Origin of the sequence: Mesorhizobium sp. M1428 (assembly GCF_040317515.1) — a bacterium.
GTDB lineage: Bacteria > Pseudomonadota > Alphaproteobacteria > Rhizobiales > Rhizobiaceae > Mesorhizobium.
On the sequence record NZ_JAMYKT010000051.1, the window covers coordinates 1 to 16,481 of the forward strand.

15 protein-coding genes and 1 pseudogene are annotated in these 16,481 nt (G+C 60.2%); 11 read left to right on the forward strand and 5 right to left on the reverse strand.

Translation table 11 applies throughout. The annotated features are described in order from the left end of the window. Nucleotides 1–270 precede the first annotated feature (270 nt). Nucleotides 271–1,908 (reverse strand): M20/M25/M40 family metallo-hydrolase, encoded by a 1,638-nt coding sequence (locus NKG60_RS31560; RefSeq protein WP_352671523.1) that lies wholly within the window; start codon nucleotides 1,906–1,908, stop codon nucleotides 271–273. A 284-nt stretch (nucleotides 1,909–2,192) separates the two neighbouring features. Here NKG60_RS31560 and NKG60_RS31565 point away from each other — a divergent pair, with 284 nt between their 5' ends. Both NKG60_RS31565 and NKG60_RS31570 read left to right on the forward strand, forming a co-directional pair. Then, complete coding sequence (locus NKG60_RS31565; RefSeq protein ID WP_352671525.1) at nucleotides 2,193–2,585, forward strand: GFA family protein; 393 nt, start codon at nucleotides 2,193–2,195, stop codon at nucleotides 2,583–2,585. A gap of 389 nt (nucleotides 2,586–2,974) precedes the next feature. Beyond that, nucleotides 2,975–3,898 (forward strand): alpha/beta fold hydrolase, encoded by a 924-nt coding sequence (locus NKG60_RS31570; RefSeq protein ID WP_352976639.1) that lies wholly within the window; start codon nucleotides 2,975–2,977, stop codon nucleotides 3,896–3,898. Nucleotides 3,899–4,079: 181 nt separating this feature from the next. Here NKG60_RS31570 and NKG60_RS31575 read toward each other — a convergent pair whose 3' ends face one another. Further along, nucleotides 4,080–4,604 (reverse strand): YciE/YciF ferroxidase family protein, encoded by a 525-nt coding sequence (locus NKG60_RS31575; protein WP_352671530.1) that lies wholly within the window; start codon nucleotides 4,602–4,604, stop codon nucleotides 4,080–4,082. Nucleotides 4,605–5,186: 582 nt separating this feature from the next. On the opposite strand from NKG60_RS31575, the gene NKG60_RS31580 reads away from it, so the two are divergent. The 3 genes from NKG60_RS31580 (at nucleotide 5,187) to NKG60_RS31590 (ending at nucleotide 7,621) form a co-directional block, all read left to right on the forward strand. Continuing rightward, nucleotides 5,187–5,414 carry a hypothetical protein gene (locus NKG60_RS31580; protein ID WP_352671533.1) on the forward strand — a complete coding sequence of 76 codons (228 nt, stop codon included), beginning with the start codon at nucleotides 5,187–5,189 and terminating at the stop codon, nucleotides 5,412–5,414. A 224-nt stretch (nucleotides 5,415–5,638) separates the two neighbouring features. Further along, nucleotides 5,639–5,935 (forward strand): PRC-barrel domain containing protein, encoded by a 297-nt coding sequence (locus tag NKG60_RS31585; RefSeq protein ID WP_352671536.1) that lies wholly within the window; start codon nucleotides 5,639–5,641, stop codon nucleotides 5,933–5,935. A gap of 627 nt (nucleotides 5,936–6,562) precedes the next feature. Further along, nucleotides 6,563–7,621, forward strand: coding sequence for a YihY/virulence factor BrkB family protein (locus tag NKG60_RS31590; protein ID WP_352671539.1), 1,059 nt, complete (start codon nucleotides 6,563–6,565; stop codon nucleotides 7,619–7,621). Between the two features lie 406 nt (nucleotides 7,622–8,027). Here NKG60_RS31590 and NKG60_RS31595 read toward each other — a convergent pair whose 3' ends face one another. The 3 genes and pseudogenes from NKG60_RS31595 to NKG60_RS31610 all read right to left on the reverse strand — a co-directional run bounded on the left by NKG60_RS31595 (nucleotide 8,028) and on the right by NKG60_RS31610 (nucleotide 10,815). Continuing rightward, nucleotides 8,028–8,852, reverse strand: coding sequence for a 5'-3' exonuclease (locus tag NKG60_RS31595; RefSeq protein ID WP_352671542.1), 825 nt, complete (start codon nucleotides 8,850–8,852; stop codon nucleotides 8,028–8,030). Nucleotides 8,853–9,405: 553 nt separating this feature from the next. Next, entirely contained in the window at nucleotides 9,406–9,600 is a 195-nt protein-coding gene (locus NKG60_RS31605) for a hypothetical protein (RefSeq protein WP_352671545.1), read from the reverse strand. Between the two features lie 199 nt (nucleotides 9,601–9,799). After that, nucleotides 9,800–10,815 (reverse strand): annotated as a pseudogene (locus NKG60_RS31610) (IS110 family RNA-guided transposase). Nucleotides 10,816–11,288: 473 nt separating this feature from the next. Here NKG60_RS31610 and NKG60_RS31615 point away from each other — a divergent pair. The 6 genes from NKG60_RS31615 (at nucleotide 11,289) to NKG60_RS31640 (ending at nucleotide 16,119) form a co-directional block, all read left to right on the forward strand. Continuing rightward, nucleotides 11,289–11,540: a DUF982 domain-containing protein gene (locus NKG60_RS31615; RefSeq protein WP_352671670.1), complete on the forward strand. Its 252-nt coding sequence runs from the start codon at nucleotides 11,289–11,291 to the stop codon at nucleotides 11,538–11,540. A 1,020-nt stretch (nucleotides 11,541–12,560) separates the two neighbouring features. Continuing rightward, on the forward strand, nucleotides 12,561–12,809 hold the full coding sequence (locus NKG60_RS31620; RefSeq protein WP_352671673.1) for a DUF6894 family protein: 249 nt from the start codon (nucleotides 12,561–12,563) through the stop codon (nucleotides 12,807–12,809). Nucleotides 12,810–13,589: 780 nt separating this feature from the next. Next, a complete protein-coding gene (locus NKG60_RS31625; RefSeq protein ID WP_352671676.1) occupies nucleotides 13,590–13,850 on the forward strand; it encodes a hypothetical protein in 261 nt (86 codons plus the stop codon). A 515-nt stretch (nucleotides 13,851–14,365) separates the two neighbouring features. Beyond that, nucleotides 14,366–14,611, forward strand: a complete 246-nt coding sequence (locus tag NKG60_RS31630) for a DUF982 domain-containing protein (RefSeq protein ID WP_352671679.1) — start codon at nucleotides 14,366–14,368, stop codon at nucleotides 14,609–14,611. Nucleotides 14,612–14,619: 8 nt separating this feature from the next. After that, on the forward strand, nucleotides 14,620–14,865 hold the full coding sequence (locus NKG60_RS31635; protein ID WP_352671682.1) for a DUF982 domain-containing protein: 246 nt from the start codon (nucleotides 14,620–14,622) through the stop codon (nucleotides 14,863–14,865). 468 nt (nucleotides 14,866–15,333) lie between these two features. Then, nucleotides 15,334–16,119, forward strand: a complete 786-nt coding sequence (locus NKG60_RS31640; RefSeq protein WP_352671684.1) for a hypothetical protein — start codon at nucleotides 15,334–15,336, stop codon at nucleotides 16,117–16,119. Nucleotides 16,120–16,481 lie beyond the last annotated feature (362 nt).

Sequence of the window (16,481 nt, forward strand, 5' to 3'; positions counted from 1 at the left end):
CCAGCGGCGACGCCGAGACGTTGGTCGACCGCGTCGAGAAAGTCGTGAAAAAGACGGCAAGCAAAACCGAGGAAGCCATTCGCGACCGTTTGCCGGAGTCGGACGAGCCTCCCAACACTTCGTCATAGGCGCTGCCCCCTGGTTTTCGTGGTGCGCTGGTGAAGCTGTTCTTGAGATCTCTTCACAGGCTTGCCTCGGGATTGATCTGGCGCGCAACCTCTGCTTTTCAGATTTGCTCCTGGCGAGGTATCGAGTTGCTGCTTCTGCGCGTTAATCCTTCTTTGCAAGAAGCGTCGCACAAACATCGCTCACGACTTGCGGCAGGACATCGAAAGCATAGCCGATGTGGAGCCGCTCGAGCGGGGTATGGTAGTCTCGTCCCCACGGGCCGATATTGATGGTGGGAATGTTGGCCAGCCCACCTGACTTGGGCCAGCGAATGCCGTCACGCCACATCGGCGTGTTGCGGGCAACGACGTCGAGACCGGATTCGGTAGCCTCGCCAAAGAAGCTCATATCCGAGATGCCGGCGAAGTAATCCGCACACCCGATCGCTGAGCCATAGCGGGCGCTTGCGCCGGCTGCGACGTCCAAGGCAATCGCGCGCAACCTCGCCGCTGCCGGCCTATCCGAAAGGTTCGTCGGCAGATAGGGTATTGAGCCGAAGCCGGTGACGATTGCCGGTCCCGGCAAGCGGCTCAATCGCCATGCCTCCTCGGTAACCAGCCGGCATTGCTCCGGCAGGGGGAGATCGCCGGCGGCAAGAGACGCGCTGAGGGTGCCAAGCCTTGATCGTGCTTCCGCATCGAGGCGGTCCAGCACTGCCTCGTAGCGATGCAGGGGAATTGTTTCGACGCGATCGATCGCGGTGCTGCCGTGCAGGGGATCCCGCCGCCGTTTCAGCTCCACCAGGTAGGCAGAAGCAGTATCGGCGCAAAGCCGGTCGAAGCGATCAAGCACCTCGTCCGGCGTCCGACGATAGCTCAGCACGTTGAACGTAGCGAACGCGGTCGCCGCAGTCGTCACGTCGTAGCCGGACTTGCCATCGCGGATGCTGAGCAGACTCGGCGGTGTGCCCGGAACGGACTGGGGATCGTCGGTAAGCTCAGAGGCCCATTCCACCCGGACGGCAATGGCAGCGGCAACAGTCGCGGCGTTCAGGCCATTCAGGGGAAAACCGCTATGCGCGGGAACGCCGACGACATGGGCCGTCGGGAGCAGCTTGCCGACCGTCCCAAGCGCGATGACACGACCCTCGCTGCCGTCACCGTTGTCGGCGATCGCATCGAGATTGATCGCCGCCAGAATATCGAGCCCGCGCTCGCCAGCAATCGCCGGCAGCTCCTGTGCCGCCTTGCGCGCTCCGGCAGAACTGTTCTCTTCGTCTGGGACGGCGATGAACAGAAGATTTCCCGCCGCGTTAGCGCTTTCGGCCAATTCGGCGCAGACTGCCAGCCCGGCGGCGAGACCGGCCTTCATGTCGAGCAGGCCGCGCCCTGCGAGAAACTCTCCCGACGTGAAATCGTCCCGCGCCCGCCTCGCGGCAGGCGCATCGGTCGAGGCCAAGGTTTTGCCCAGCGCCTGCGTGAGTTGTTGCGGCCGGATTGCCATGTCCTCCAGCTCGCCATAGTCGCTCGTCGTGACAGTATCGTAGTGGCCGGTCAACACGACGGTGGCGGGGCTATTGCCGCGGACCAGCATCGCCACGCAGTGGCGCCCATCCCCCGGCTCGACTTCTATGGTCCAGATTTCCGCGCGGCGAAATGCCGTCTCGTAGCGCAACGCGTCGGCTAGCCATGGGCCGAACGAGGCTTCGCCATCCGTCCCGGTGACGCTTCTCCGTTCCGTTAGCGCGATGGCCCAGCGTCTGGTCCGGCCGGCCAGGCTGCTCTTTGCCTCACAGTTCATCATTCTCCTCGACGCACGTGAAAGAGCCTGAGCTTAGTGCCTCCGGCAACCTTCTCAAGGGCAGCTCGGGGTGAGGCCGAGTTGACGGCTGGAACCAACCCTCCTTGCCACTCGTTGCCGGGCAAAGGAGATTACGCCATGTGCCTTCCCATGGGACCCCAACCAGAAGAGCCGCCATTAGACGCGCCAATGTGGACGCCGGATCCCGATGTGCTGCCGTATGAATCTTCTGTTCCGAATCCAAACGAGAGCTGCGATCTCCTTATGCGAGCGGTGTCGATATGATGGACGAGCAAGTTCGCACAGGTGGCTGCCTTTGCGGAGCTGCTAGCATCCGGCTCAAAGGGCAGCCGACGAGGGTTGGTATATGCCACTGCCATGACTGCAGGCGAACGAGCGGGAGCGCCTTCGTCTGCTTCGCGGTTTGGCCCAGATCGAGCTACGAAGACACTGGCAATCTCCACACCTTTGCCGGGCGGAGCTTCTGCCCAACCTGTGGTTCGCGCCTCGTAAGCCTTCGGGAGGACGAGGCCGAGGTGATGATCGGCAGCCTGGATCAAGCTCCGAGCAATCTTATACCAGATTATGAGCTTTGGATCGGGCGACGGGAGCCATGGCTGTTGAACCTGGAATGGGCCGTGCAGTTCGAGCACGATTGGGAGCCGAGGAAAAATTGAGACCCAATGGAGACGGCGATGTCTGGAGCCGGCCCAGCACCCCGATCCACCGGTCTGACATGCCTAGCGGTCGCTACGGTCCTGCGCCGGTCATCATCGAGACCCTTTCAAAGCATCGGCGTTAAGCCCTGGATCCCATTGCAAAGTTCCGGTGAGCCGAAAGCAGCAGAACCTTCTTCCAAGAGCAACCGACGATCAGGCGGTTTGGGCAACCAACAGGGAGAGCAAGAGATGGACTCTGTAAGCCACGCGCCGACACGCGCGGCAGTTCGGCAGCAGCATCAAGGCATTCCGAGAGCGGTCACACCTGTCGACTTTGCGCGCGGCGGCCGCTAGTGACCCGCCGCACGAACAAGACAACCGCAGCAGCCGTCCTGCTTGCCGCCGGGTTGGTCAGCCTGGCGCTGTACAACAGCGCTCGGGCCAGACGCGCGCTTTTCCCGCACGGGTCGGGGCGTCTTGTCGGGGTGTCGGGGGTGCGCCTGCACCTCCTTGAGCAGGGCGGCGGGGCGCCGTTGATCCTGCTGCACGGAAACGGCTCGTCGGCCGAGGATTTCAAGACCAGCGGCATGCTCGACGAAGGGGCCGACAAATACCGGGTGCTCGCCTTTGATCGGCCCGGCTTCGGCAGGAGCACGCGGCCGCGAGGCAAATTGTGGACGGCGGCCGCGCAGGCCGATCTCATTCATGCCGCCATCGCGCAGCTTGGAATCGAAAGATATCTCATTCTGGGCCATTCCTGGGGCGCGTCGGTGGCTCTCCAACTCGCGCGCAGGCACCCAGCATCAGTTGCCGGAATCGTGCTTGTCTCGGGTTATTACCGTCCGCCGCCGCGCCTGGGCCTTGCACTGGCGGCGCTACCGGCCTTCCCTGTCGCCGGTGGAGTTTTCCGCCACACCTTGCTGCCGCTGCTTGTGCGGCTCACCTGGCCGCTCGCAATGGGCAAGATATTTCGCCCCGGCATCATCTCTGCGGCGTTTGCTTCGTCGGCAAAAGAGATCGCCAGCCGGCCCTCACAGCTGCGGTCGATCGCGGCCGAATCGGGATTGATGCTGGCCGGCGCGCTGGCTGGCGGCCGCTTCACCCGCTACCATGATCTGTCGCTGCCTGTCGGCATTATCGCTGGGGCCGGCGACCGGTTGTTCGATGCGAAAGCCGAGGCTCTTGGACTTCAATCCGAGATTCCTGGTTCCTTTGTGCATATCATCCCGCAGGCCGGCCACATGGTCCACCACACCGCACCGCTGGCCGTTCTCGCGATGGTGGACAGGGTCGCTGCCGCGGCGAGTACTTGCGGGAAGATGGCACGGTAGCGAGGCTGCGCTCTTAAGGTCGTCCTCACGAGCGTAGTTAGCAGCACAGCATGGGCGAATCGGTCGGCCACCACCACCTCGACGGCTCAGCGGCTGCGGTGTAGATGCGCGCCTGGATTGGGGAATACAACCCCGTTCTATCCGTCTGCCGGGGCCGCGTTCGCGTCGATTCGATCCAAACCTATGCGGCCTGTCGCATCGCCCGTTCGTTGACGCCTGTTTCGCCCAGTCGGGTGAGCGCCTCATCGGTTGCTTTTTCTTCCTTGAGCGTCTGTTCGAGTAGCGGGACGGCGTCTTTCAGACCAAGTAACTCGGCCCATGTGACAAGAGTCCCGTAGCGCGCTATTTCATAATGTTCGACGGACTGGGCTGCAGCCACGAGACCCGCATCCAATGCCGGAGCCTCCTCGAATTCCTCCAAAATCTCCTGTCCTTCTTCGATGATGCCGTCGATCGCCGGGCACGTTTTCCCTTTGGCTCTCTTGCCAAAGGCGTCGAAAACCTGTTGCAGGCGCTCGATCTGACCTTCCGTCTCGTCACGATGTTTTTCGAACGCCGCCTTCAGCTCTTCGGACTCCGCGCCCCTTGCCATTTTCCGGAGCGCCGTCAAAATCTTGCGTTCGGCGTAGTAAATGTCTTTCAACCCATCATGGAAAAGGTCTTCCAAACCCTTGGAGCCGCCCTGAGAGCCTTTCTTCGTCGCCATTGTCATCTCCTGTTTCATTTGTATCGACGCATGCATGGTCTAACTGGATCAGTCTCTTGTTGTTCCTTCGCCACGGCTCTGTGGCAGCCAACAGGTTGAGCGAGGTTGACCGCTGACTTCAGTCGGCCGCGGACCCACGCGGCAAGCTGAAAACCGTCCCGCCTGGCAGATCAACGTCGGACAAAATGGTGTCTGCAGTGCAACGCCGATCCCATCGGGAAACAGCACAACCGTCCAAAGCTACCCAAGAGCTGGGTCCGGTCGAGGAACACGCGGCGCTCGGCACATTCCCTCTCGGCAGCACGCCCATGAGCAGGCTGGTGAGCCATGTAGCAGCTGTTCTCCCACGGCATGACCGCGTGATAGTGCCAAAAGCGGTAAGGCATTGATGCCCTTGTGGCGGGCGGGAATAGTGGCCCCCAGAATGGAAATAAGTTTATGTTCCGTTCTCATGAGTCACGTTGTGGATTGTTCGATCCGTACCGAGCCGAATGCATTGTCATTTCTAAATGACTCCTTGGGCCAGCGGAGTCATTGTCCGCTGTCGTTTCGTTCACCTGTCGCCAACTGAGGAGGCCCCAGATGATTGATCGCATGAACATTGACCCAGCCCTTTACCCGACCGACTTGGAAGCTCTCAAATCCGTTTTCAGCCAGATATGCGAGGAAGGGCATGTCGAGCCCGGCTCACCGGCAGCTGAGAAGCTCGCAGCCGATCTTGTGCGGCTCTTCCAGAGTGGCATGGCTGATGAGAGCGTGCTGCTCATCGTGGCTCGGGCGCGTTTTCAGGCGGTTAAGCAGGCAGGCTGACCTACTTCGGTGGTTGCACTTGGTGCAAGGCGAACCACCACCACTGACACCCCCCAAAACCGGATGTCGAACCCAACGCCAGCTCGTTTCTGGGACCGGCGACAGCCAAGCGCGTCCCATATTTCCCGCTCGTGCCCATCCGCGAATGACACTCGTGAATGATGGTTCGGAACGGTTGGCCCTGTCGGGGGTTACCTCAGTCCAGCGGAGAGGAGACTCCAAAAATGGACCACACCAATCACGCACGGCTTTCGAGTTCTGAACTGCGCGCTGACGTTGTTGAGGGGGCGACCATCTACGGTCGCCACGATGAGGAAATCAGTTCAGTCGACCACATCCATGGAACGGGCGAGCATGCGCAAGTCGTCTTCGATGTTGGTGGGTTCCTCGGCATAGGCTCAAAGCGCGTGGCCTTATATGCAACTCAGCTCGATTTTATGCGGGACGAAGACGGCACCGTGCATGCCATCACACAAATGACCACCGATCAGTTGAAGGCCCTGCCAGAGCATTTTGATTAAAATCAGCTTCGGCGATCTCGACCGTCCGATATTGTCAAGGGTGAAGGTCGATCCGAGTGCGAGCTCGTTCAGAGCGTAGACGAAGGTATCTACCTGATCGTCAAATTGTCCATTCGGAACCCAACAGACCTCGTCGAGGAATGTTTCGTTCCAGCGACTGCGCAAGAGCTTCACGCTGCGGCTCAGCCTGGGCGGCGTGTGTCCTTGTCGCCTAAGACCTGAAGAACCTTCACGTCATGGCCGGCGAGAGATTCACTTTCGTTGCTGCGTCTGCCTTGCCAGCCGAACCAGGGTCCTGCGGCATGCGGATAGTGACTTCCTGCGTCTTGCGCCTGGAAATGCCTCCACGATTTCAAAGTCGCTGCGGTAGAACATGACGCCGGAACTTGGCGCTAGCCGGTGCTGATACCGGCGGAACGATGTGGTGAGATGGCCCATCCGAGGCGAGACCGGACAGCCCCACTCCGGCCCTCGGAAGCGGTCGTCAGTCAGAGGCGGGCAGTGTCGTTGTTAGATGGCCGGTATTTCTGCAGCTGGCGGATGATTATTTGCGAGCGCAGGTCTGCACCTGCATCTATTGGCGCGCCTAAACGTTTGCCGTCGAGGAAGATGCGACGGACTGCAGTCATGTCGAAGAACAAAGCCGAAGATTCCGACGAAAACCAAGTGCGACTGGAGCGGCGGGCCGGACAAGAAGACAAGGAGGGCCGTGGACGCAATGCCGAACGGCCATCGCAAATTTCCGGCGGCGGCTGGAGGGATGTGCTGTGGCGGGTGTGGGCTGAGGTAACAGAGGACCGTGTCACGCTGATCGCGGCCGGAGCCACGTTCTACCTGCTTCTTGCGCTGTTTCCAGCGCTTGCCGCCTTCGTGTCCATCTACGGCTTCGTCGCCGATCCTCAGACCATCGCCGAGCACATTTCATTCCTTGGCGGCATACTGCCTTCTGGCGGTTTGGAGCTTATCAGATCGCAACTTAGCTCATTGGCCGCTCAGAACACTGGCACGCTCAGCTTTGGCTTTATCATAGGTCTTGCTGTTGCACTGTGGAGCGCCAACAGCGGCATCAAGACACTGTTTGAAGCAATGAACATCGCTTATGAGGAGACTGAAAAGCGCGGCTTTATCCATCTGAATCTCCTGGCCTTGGGGTTCACCCTTGGCGCCATCCTCATTGGCATCGGCCTTATCATCTCGGTCGGGATCGTGCCCGCAATGCTTGCGCTGCTGAACCTCGGCGGCTGGACCGAAACCCTTGTGCGGATCTTGCGGTGGCCGGTTTTGCTGATCATGGTCGGAAGCGGAATTACGCTGATCTACCGCTACGGCCCTAGCCGCGAAAAGGCAAAGTGGCGATGGGCCACATGGGGGGCATTCCTCTCGGCTGGGGTTTGGATCGCGGTCTCGGTGGGGTTCTCCTTTTATCTTGAAAACTTCGCTAACTACAACGTGACCTACGGAGCCCTGGGGACGGTCATCGGCTTCATGATGTGGACCTGGATTTCCGTGATTGTGCTGATTGTCGGTGCGGAGCTGAATGCCGAGATGGAGCACCAGACAGCCAAGGACACCACCACAGGTGCGCAGCAGCCAATGGGTGCGCGAGGTGCCACGGTCGCCGATACCCTGGGTGAATCGGCCAATGCCGACGACAAGCAAACACGTTTGGACGGGCGCACAACGTAGCGCCTCACTTGCATCTGCCGCAACTTCGCTGGGCGCCAATGACGGTGTTAGATGGCCGTCATCTTTCGAACAGGCCAATCGAGCAATGAGGGTATCCTTCCCATCACCCCATCACCGGAAAGACAAAGCAGGGTTCAGATGCTGCCCCCCTACTGAGGGCCCGCCCACGAGCCGCCTCACCGCCGAGCTATACCACTGAGCGGAGCACGCCCAGACGCAACCATCCTTGCATCTAGGTCTAGGTGCGACGCTTTGCCATCGAAGCCACCAACAACGCAGATGCTGCCTGAGCGCCTGTCACCCGCCGCAACGTTGCGCTGTGTGTTCTTCAAGACTGTTGCCGCGCGTACGGTGCCCGTGCGATTGGGAATCGGCGCTGACCGCTTCCAGACCTCGCCTCGCGAGGTCAGTCGTCCCGAGCCTTGAGCGCACGTGCGAGGAGCCTGGTGTCATTTAGCTGGATCACGCAGGTCTCGAACGCTTTGGTCGGGCCGCGCCAGCGCAGCTGTTCGACGTCATCGAATAGCTGAGCGTCCGTACGTAACGTCGCGAGATTTTTGAACAAAAGTGCGAACTCTCTACGCTTGCCGAGGGCTTCAGGCGGAAAGCTTTCAAGGGGGCCATAGCGGCCCAGCAGCCGGGCTGCCGAGACCAGGCCGATGCCCTCGAGACCCGGGTAGCCATCGGCGGTGTCACCCACGAGCGCGAGGAAATCTGGAATCAGGGACGGCTCCACTCCGAACTTCTCGCGTACACCCGCGGCATCGCGAATTTGCTTGGTCCTGCGGTCTACCTGAACCACATGGTCACCTCGCACGCACTGCGCGAGATCCTTGTCCGGCGTCCAGATACACACCTTCTGCACGCGCTCATCGGCAGCCGCGCTCCGTGCCGCGGATGCCAGCGCGTCGTCGGCTTCCAGGTCGATCATCGGCCAGACCGCCACTCCCATGGCCGCCAGGGCTTTCTCAAGGGGGTGGAACTGCGCGAGCAATGCCGGCTCGATGCCATCCCCGGTCTTGTAGCCGGGCCAGAGCCGATTTCTGAACGACTCGATTACATGATCTGTCGCTACCCCAATGTGCGTGGCGCCATTCTCGATCATCTCCAGCACTGTGTTCAGCACGCCAACGACGGCGCCAAACGGCTTGTCTTGGCCGTTGTTGAACCGGCGTTGGCCATAGAAGTGGCGAAACAGCTCGTATGTGCCGTCTACTAAATGAACGATCATCTCAATCCTCGAGACAGCGCTCGGCCGTGCCCGTACGCCCACCGCAAGCCATGTCTCTGACCGCAGCAGCTTACCTTCAAGTCACAGGCGCGGCACTACTATATGGTAGCGCGCTGCGACAGCCCCTTTGACAATAATGATCTGCGCATAGCGCTGAATACGCGGTCGACCGCGAAGCGCTCGTCAAGACTATCCTTGGCAAGGTCGGCAATGACAAGCCGGTGCACGCAGCCCGTCCTTTGTTCTCCGCCGACATTGAGCAGCGTGTCTACGATCCGGACAAGGCCGCATTCCATTACCGGAAATCAGCACATGGCGCATTCGTAACCCGCCTTTCGAGCAGTCCTCGCCTTGGCGGCGTAAAGTTGATGTAAGGTGACGCTGCCCTCGCAATTTTGAACCCCTGACAAGCTTCGCTGGCCGTCGCTAAGCCGACGGCTTATGCGGCGTTCGCATTCTTCGTCTTGGGCGGCCGGCAGCGCTCGACCGCAGTGCGCTTCCACATGGCGTGGTCAAAGGCGGGCAAGCAGCCCATGCCGAGCAAACGCTTCCGCTACGTCGACAACGGGATTGTTTCCCGGCGGATACCGTAGCCGCCGCTGATGATTGCCGCAGCGGCGCAGACCAGCCCCTCGCGCTGCAACGCGTTCGGGTTACTGGTTTGCTTGTCGCTGGGGCCGTGTATGGACGGCTCTCCGTTGGCAAGGGATTCTTTGAGCCTTTTGCATCTGCTGGTTGGTGCGGCCATGTATCCGACCTGTAGGTGCGGCCTTTCATGTGCCGCTGGCCATAATGCCATTCGCGCGTCTCAGGTCCCGATCGTAAGCTCGCACTCGAAGTGCACGGCCCCAGTGGGTTTTCCTGATCCGGCGGTTTCAACCGGCTTTGTGCATTAGCTCCTGTCCGCCCTTTCCAACCTCGTCGGCGATCGCTCGCCTTGTGTCGTTCTATGCGATGGCCGGCTCCCTGTAGCGCTCGCCGCCTGTCATCAATGCCCAGACCATGCGGGCAGTCTTGTTGGCGAGCGCAACGGCTGCAACCTTGGTCGTTCGCCGGGCCATCAGCTGCACGAGCCATGGCCGCCTGGTCCCGTTCCGCTCGGCATAGCGGATGACCGCCATGGCTCCGACCACGAGCAGCTGTCGCAGGTAGCGATTGCCGGCCTTGGAGATACTGGCGAGCCTCTCCTTGCCACCGCTCGAGTTTTGCTTCGGAACGAGCCCGATCCAGGCCGATAGGCATCGCCCCGACTTGAACGCGTGCGGATCGGCGACGGTCGCCACGAACGCACTCGCCAACAGCGGGCCGACGCCCGGGATTTCCATCAACCTGCGACCCAGCTCAGTCTCTCGCGCACTCGCCCGGGCCCGGCGATCGTTTTCGAGGATCTGTTGCTTCACGACCCGAAGCTGTGCCTCCAGCATCCGCAGGCATAGCCGTGCGTCAGCGGGTATCCTGGCGTCGTTCTCGTCGTTGATGACCAAGAGCAGTTGTTCAATTCCATTCCGCCCGATCGGCGCCACGACCCCGAACTCGGACAGGTGGGATCTCAGCGCGTTCGATATCTGAGTGCGCTGACGATTAAGCATCAACCGGACACGATGCAGCATCATCACGCTTTGCTGCTCCGGCGACTTGACCGGCACGAAGCGCATGGTCGGACGGGTCACGGCCTCGCAGATCGCCTCTGCGTCCGCGGCATCATTCTTCTGTCGCTTCAGATAGGTTACTGTGCCGGCAGCAGCCGCACATCATGGCCGAGTGCGATCAGCTCGCGAGCCCAAAAATGCGAGGAACTGCAGGCCTCGATCCCGACCAGGCATCGCGGCAGGCTCTCGAAGAATGCAAGAACACGCCCCCTCGTCAGCTTCCGGCGAACAACAACCTCGCCGGCCGCATCCACTCCGTGAACTTGAAACACGGACTTCGCAATATCCAAACCTATCGTTGTAATGCTCCTCATCGTAGCGCTCCTCCAGCTCAATCCCGCGATCATACCGCAGGAGGGAGGAGAGCCGTCCACCGCATCATAAGCAGATTGGCGGTCTCCCTGAATGAGACCACGTTTTGAATGAGACCATGTTGCCCATCGGCTGCTCGATCACCACGAAGTCGGGCCTGTCGCGAAGCTGGCAACTGACCGATCCCCTTCTCCTCGGCGTTCTCGCCACGGCTTTGATCAGGCCAGTCTTGATCGACGAGAGCGATGAGCCGGCCTCATACCAAGCGAATTCGATATCGAGGCCGAGGACCAACATCCTCACCCCTCGGCAATGGCGGCAGGAATGCCGCCAGCATCGGTTGTCGCCAGGCCCCAAAGGCATGCAGTCGCAAGGAGCTTGTCACAGAATGTTCGCGCACCGAGTCAATTGTGACGCAACGAAATGTGGTGTTCGCCCGTAGGGTCGTCGGGACATCGTGAAAGGAAACCAGAATATGACCAGCGAACGAGACGTCGGCACGTTCGAAAAACCCGTGACCGTGTTGCTGTCCTCGGGCAAAGTCAGTGTTTCGAGCACCCGCGAAGCCGCCGAAATGCTGCTGTATGACTGGCCCATTGGAGAGACCGGGTGCCGCATCCAGGCACGAATGGCCTGCATGAAGGTGCTCGGGGGCGGAAGCGCCCCGGAGGTAGCCCGCGTGGCATTTCTGACCGCCGCCAAGGAAGCGAAAATCTTGAACGCCTGACATCTGCTACTCCGCCGCCGCAGCAAATGCCCCATCGCGATGATCTGGCGTAGCCTTTGCTGCCGGTGACATTGGCAGTCGGTTGAGGATGCCGGAATCAGGCTCGGGGCTCAGATCCATGGTTGCCAGTGCGCCGACAATTCGAAGATCGCGATCTCATCGGGATCAAACCTCCAGCCGGATGTTCGGGCATCGAAGTGCATCGGAGCAAAGGGGCGGGAGATGCGAGTGAAGGGACGCATGAACCGGTGCATGGCTATTCGGCGGCCTGAGAAATCAGCTTCATCGCATCGCCGAAGGTGTGAACTGGTCCCATACCGGTGGGTACCGTGCTCTTGTCGCCAGACTGCACGGCCTCGTCTGTTTGGGTGTGACCGGCTCTGGAAGCGGCGATCTGGGAATGTAATCGAGATCGCCATTGGACGCGCATAGGCCCACTGACGGGTACCAGACGGACGCCAGATGAAACCGGTCAGGACTGGCAACGTCGCCACCGGGTACAAGGGAAAACCGCACGGGCCGACAACCGAGCATTTCATCAATTGGCTGATGTGCTGGCAGAATCTCGACGCGCACGACATGGACAGATGTCACCACGCCGAGTCGCAGCATCAGCGCTCTCCCGGGCGGTAGCTGTTTGTGAGCGCCTAAAGTCTTGGGCCGAAACGCTCGCCCGGCACCCCGGTGACGATTGGGCAGTTCCGAGATCCGCAGGGTAACCTCGTCGGTCTGGCACAAATTGACGAAAACCTGATCTCTTCAACGATCGATCCGGTGGCACCATGGCGGCCAGCTCGTGCGACGGGCCATCGAACTCACCTATCCAGCGCGCATAGAAGAGGAAGGCGGCAAGGTGACCATCGACAGGGACCGCCGGTGACGATCGACATCAACAAGGTCAGGCTGGTGGAGAAATACAGGCCGCCGAAACGCAAGAAGCCCCTGCGGGACATGGTGGATTAGCTCTTTCTATGTAAAAAACAGACATTGAACATTGTCCGGCAATCCTAGTTAGGAGTGATGCCGCGCTATTTCTTCGACTTGTCCAGCAATGGAGAGACCTTCCCAGACCCTGAAGGTTCAGAGCTTCCGAGCCTGGAATCTGCGGAGGACGAGGCAGCAAAAACGCTGCTTGAAATCGCAAGAGAAAAGCTGCCCGATGGCACCTACCACGAGGCTGGCATTCAAGTCCGCGATGAAGCAGGCAACCAGCTAGCCCAGATCGTGGTCAAATTCGAACTGAACCGCATAGCGCGCATCAGACAATGAATCGATGGGAACCTGATCGTCTTCACCTTGAAGGTGCCCGGTTATACCAAGCGCGGGCGTGGCGTCAGGTAGACGACCTTCAATCGACTATCGAAGAGACGCGTCGGACAATCGAAGCATCGCGCCAGTTGCTGGCCCAGCTAGCCGCCAAAGAGGACCGGCGCCCTGATGAGTGATCAAGAAGTTAACGAGACCAGCGCGAGAGGCCAAACCACCGGAAGGCCAGAACCCCAACGAAGCTGAGGGTCATGGCTCCAATGAAACTATAACAGGCGCGCGCGTCATGGCTGATAGCAACAGAGTTTTGGTCGGCAGTCGAGGACGCCGCGAAGAGTACATAGCAAGTCGGTCTCCAAGGCGCTACTTGGGAAATGAAGGGTTCAGGGGGGGCACGCGAGCCACTTATCCGACCACCCACTCGGAATTTTGTACCAAACATTCCCGAGAAACAAGCCCGGCCCCTAGCTGGTCCGGTGTATGTAGCCTGTAGGTTCGGCCATGGTTCAGGTCGACAAAAGGAAGCAGAGGGTTAGGGCCGATCTTATACGACGGTGGATCGCGTCAGAAGCCGTCCGGGACTACCTTCACAAGGCGCTAAATCTTCCGGTAGAAGAGGACCTGCCGCGTAAGCATAAGTCTTTGCTTGATGAATGCGATCAGGTCGACAAAGAGTGAGTACGTGTTGGCCGTGAACTGCCCACGATGTTTGGTTAAAAACGTACCCGGCCAGACTCATCGTCCCCATCGGCTTATAGTTATTCTCCCGAACGGGAGGCTTCCATGCTGCCATTACCCCATGCCGTCGATCCAAAGGTAGTTGCTGAGATCAATAGTCTGCTAGATCATCACGCTTGGGCGGTACCGGTCCCCGTTCACAAACTCGCGGCGGTTGTCCGGCTGCGCCTCAAAAGCCATCTTTCCATCGCGACTATCGAGGAGCTGATCGTGGACGAAGCCGAGTGTCGGCATCTGGCCATGCTGTTCGAACTGCCGGGAACGGAAGCGGCCGTAGTTTCATCCGCTCTGGGTCGTGCGACTTGAAGGTCAGGCGATCTGGCATTGGGCTCGGCTAGAGGGGGCCGCCGCCACGGAGGGATAGACGACCCCACAGCGGCTGCACCGAGACGGATCGACCCCTGCGAGTCTTTAACCGCGAGGGCCTGCATTTGTTCCCCGAATGCGTGTGGCGCTACGACTGTGCGGGCAGCCGGCTCTTCCCGCAAGTTCCTGCCATGCGTAGCGCTTGAATGTGCCAGTTACCCAGTTACCCGAGCCAGTTCCCAAACATTTCTGACGCCTAATGCAACCATTCCCTGATCTGCGAGTTGCGCGACAGGCGGGGAACCTCGGCCGACATGACAAAGCGCGACAAAAGCTGGGCATAGGTCCCTTGCAGACGCCGTTCGGGAGTTGATCGGCACCGAAGACAATCGTCGGCATGTACAGAAGCTGTTTGGACCAGTCGAAACAGAGCTAACCCCAACCCTAGCTTCATTACTTGAGGCGATTGGTAAGGTCAGAGACGACGAAACTCCCTAGCCGCCCTACATTCCCTCATGGCAACCCATTGGTTCGTCCCTCCGGTGTTCGTAAGGACTGCGTCCGGTGATAGGCATTGCTGCGACGATGCCAGGGCAGCCCTTGAGCAGCTAAAGACGTGGACCCGGAGAGGACCTCGCTGGCACAAGGCGGTGACCCTCTGCCTGTCAGCTTTGGAGGGCGATCCCGTTGACCTTCAGGTGGTACGAAAGGCGTTTGAGGCTGCCGCTAAGGAGGCCAAAATGTATCTCTCTCCTGAGTAGTAGGTGTGATGGCAACCCATTGGATTTCCCCTCCTGTCCACGTAAAGACCGACCATCCTGGGGTCACCTACGGGTGCAACAGTCTCGAGGGTGCCGCCGAGGAACTCATGAAGTGGTCCAAGCGGGGACCTAAGTGGAAGCTGGCGCTCCAAGCCTGCATCGACGCGTTTGAGGAGAGAGTGACCCCTGAGGAGGCTCGCAAGGCCTTCGAGGCTGCGGCCAAGGAGCAAGGGGTCCTTACGCCTTCTGATTAGGGTTTCAAAGCCTCCCTGCAGTCCAACCCTCCCCCCTGTTGCGGGTGCCCCTCAGAGGAGCCCCATCGTTTACGACCGATACACATCGAATACCGCAGGCTTCCGTCTGATACTTTGACGCTATCGCCGCCACGCCCAGACCGACGACAAGCGAAATGGCGAGGGCGACACTTACTGGCAGGTGATTCATACCTACCCGCCTACCGAGCGCTTCGACACGTGTCGACGACGCTTGGAGACAGTCCCATCACGGCCTCGAACATGCTTAACGAATAGTGAAGCATCCCCCGGAGCCCCGGAGTCTTGCATTCAGAATCGTTCAAATTGAAACGAAACGGTTTTCTACTCGTAAGCCACAATCTCAAATGCAGTTGTGCTCAAGCAACTAAAAACCTCTCTGAGTTCGTTGTCGCCCAAGTAGCAAGAATTCAAACTGCTGCTGTTAGGTAACTACCAAAGGAGAGTGTTATGGCAAATTTCGCTAAGAGTTTCGCCACAGCCTTGGCCAGTAGTGCAGTTATTTTGTCTCTGTCTCTTCCTTCCAGCGCGGCCGGTGTCGGTGTCGGTGCTGGTGTATCAATTGGCGGCCCAGGCGGCATCAGGGCCGGTCTGGGTGCCTCGATCGGCGGCACTGGCGGCATCAACGCGGGAGCCGGCGCTTCGATCGGTGGCCGCAGTGGCGTGAATGCCGGTACCGGCGTTAACATAGGCGGCAGCAGGGGCGTTACCGCCGGAGCCGGTGCTAACATCGGTGGACGGAGCGGCGTCACCGCCGGTGCTGGCGCAAACATAGGCGGCACGAGTGGCGTGACCGCTGACGCGGGCGCTAACATAGGCGGCAGGAGTGGTGTCACCGCTGGGGCTGGCGCAAACATAGGCGGCACGAGTGGCGTGACCGCTGGCGCGGGCGCTAACATAGGCGGCAGGAGGGGCGTCACCGCTGGGGCTGGCGCAAATATCGGCGGGACCGGCGGCGTTACAGCGGGCGTCGGCGTCAATGTCGGGGGCACGGGCGGTGTCGGCGCGGGCGTCGGTGTCGGCGTTGGCGGCGGGACCGTTCCCGGCAAGCCTGGCACTCCCGGCACGCCGGGGACACCTGGAACGCCTGGCACGCCCAGCGTGCCCACCGTGGTGGCCCAGCTGTCGAGCAGCCAATTGATCCGCATGAAGAAGCGCTGTGCCGACGTACTCAGCAGCGAAGGCACGTATGACAGCGATCTGCGTCAGCTTTGCATGCTCATTGCGCGACGCTAAGGAGAGCGTTCGGGAGTGTCGGATCGGGCCGTGAGGCTCAGACAACACTCTCCTGGCTTTGCGGCCCGGGAGCCCGTCACTTGCAAGGTGGCGGGCTTCTTTGCGCAGGGAATGATGCGCTTCACCAGGCGGCGTTCCTGATGCCGAAATTGGGCGGTGACTGCGCTCGTGTCAGGTTCCGCTCTTTAGCCAATGCCTGGTGCGCGGGCTCGTACAAAGCGCACGACATGATCCTTGGCTGAGTTTGCCGAGAGACGCGCCGGTCCGAGACATAAATCGTAAGCGCTGTTGTGGGACCACCTTTCGGGAGTGGTCGCGATCTGTGAGGTTGCCGATTCTGTATTGGGATCGGAGATCGGCTT

What these genes read in the sequence shown, in the direction of transcription:
- NKG60_RS31560 (WP_352671523.1), bottom strand. Translation starts at nt 1,908, where the DNA reads ATGAACTGTGAGGCAAAGAGCAGCCTGGCCGGCCGGACCAGACGCTGG.
- NKG60_RS31565 (WP_352671525.1), top strand. Translation starts at nt 2,193, where the DNA reads ATGGACGAGCAAGTTCGCACAGGTGGCTGCCTTTGCGGAGCTGCTAGC.
- NKG60_RS31575 (WP_352671530.1), bottom strand. Translation starts at nt 4,604, where the DNA reads ATGGCGACGAAGAAAGGCTCTCAGGGCGGCTCCAAGGGTTTGGAAGAC.
- NKG60_RS31580 (WP_352671533.1), top strand. Translation starts at nt 5,187, where the DNA reads ATGATTGATCGCATGAACATTGACCCAGCCCTTTACCCGACCGACTTG.
- NKG60_RS31585 (WP_352671536.1), top strand. Translation starts at nt 5,639, where the DNA reads ATGGACCACACCAATCACGCACGGCTTTCGAGTTCTGAACTGCGCGCT.
- NKG60_RS31590 (WP_352671539.1), top strand. Translation starts at nt 6,563, where the DNA reads ATGTCGAAGAACAAAGCCGAAGATTCCGACGAAAACCAAGTGCGACTG.
- NKG60_RS31595 (WP_352671542.1), bottom strand. Translation starts at nt 8,852, where the DNA reads ATGATCGTTCATTTAGTAGACGGCACATACGAGCTGTTTCGCCACTTC.
- NKG60_RS31605 (WP_352671545.1), bottom strand. Translation starts at nt 9,600, where the DNA reads ATGGCCGCACCAACCAGCAGATGCAAAAGGCTCAAAGAATCCCTTGCC.
- NKG60_RS31615 (WP_352671670.1), top strand. Translation starts at nt 11,289, where the DNA reads ATGACCAGCGAACGAGACGTCGGCACGTTCGAAAAACCCGTGACCGTG.
- NKG60_RS31620 (WP_352671673.1), top strand. Translation starts at nt 12,561, where the DNA reads ATGCCGCGCTATTTCTTCGACTTGTCCAGCAATGGAGAGACCTTCCCA.
- NKG60_RS31625 (WP_352671676.1), top strand. Translation starts at nt 13,590, where the DNA reads ATGCTGCCATTACCCCATGCCGTCGATCCAAAGGTAGTTGCTGAGATC.
- NKG60_RS31630 (WP_352671679.1), top strand. Translation starts at nt 14,366, where the DNA reads ATGGCAACCCATTGGTTCGTCCCTCCGGTGTTCGTAAGGACTGCGTCC.
- NKG60_RS31635 (WP_352671682.1), top strand. Translation starts at nt 14,620, where the DNA reads ATGGCAACCCATTGGATTTCCCCTCCTGTCCACGTAAAGACCGACCAT.
- NKG60_RS31640 (WP_352671684.1), top strand. Translation starts at nt 15,334, where the DNA reads ATGGCAAATTTCGCTAAGAGTTTCGCCACAGCCTTGGCCAGTAGTGCA.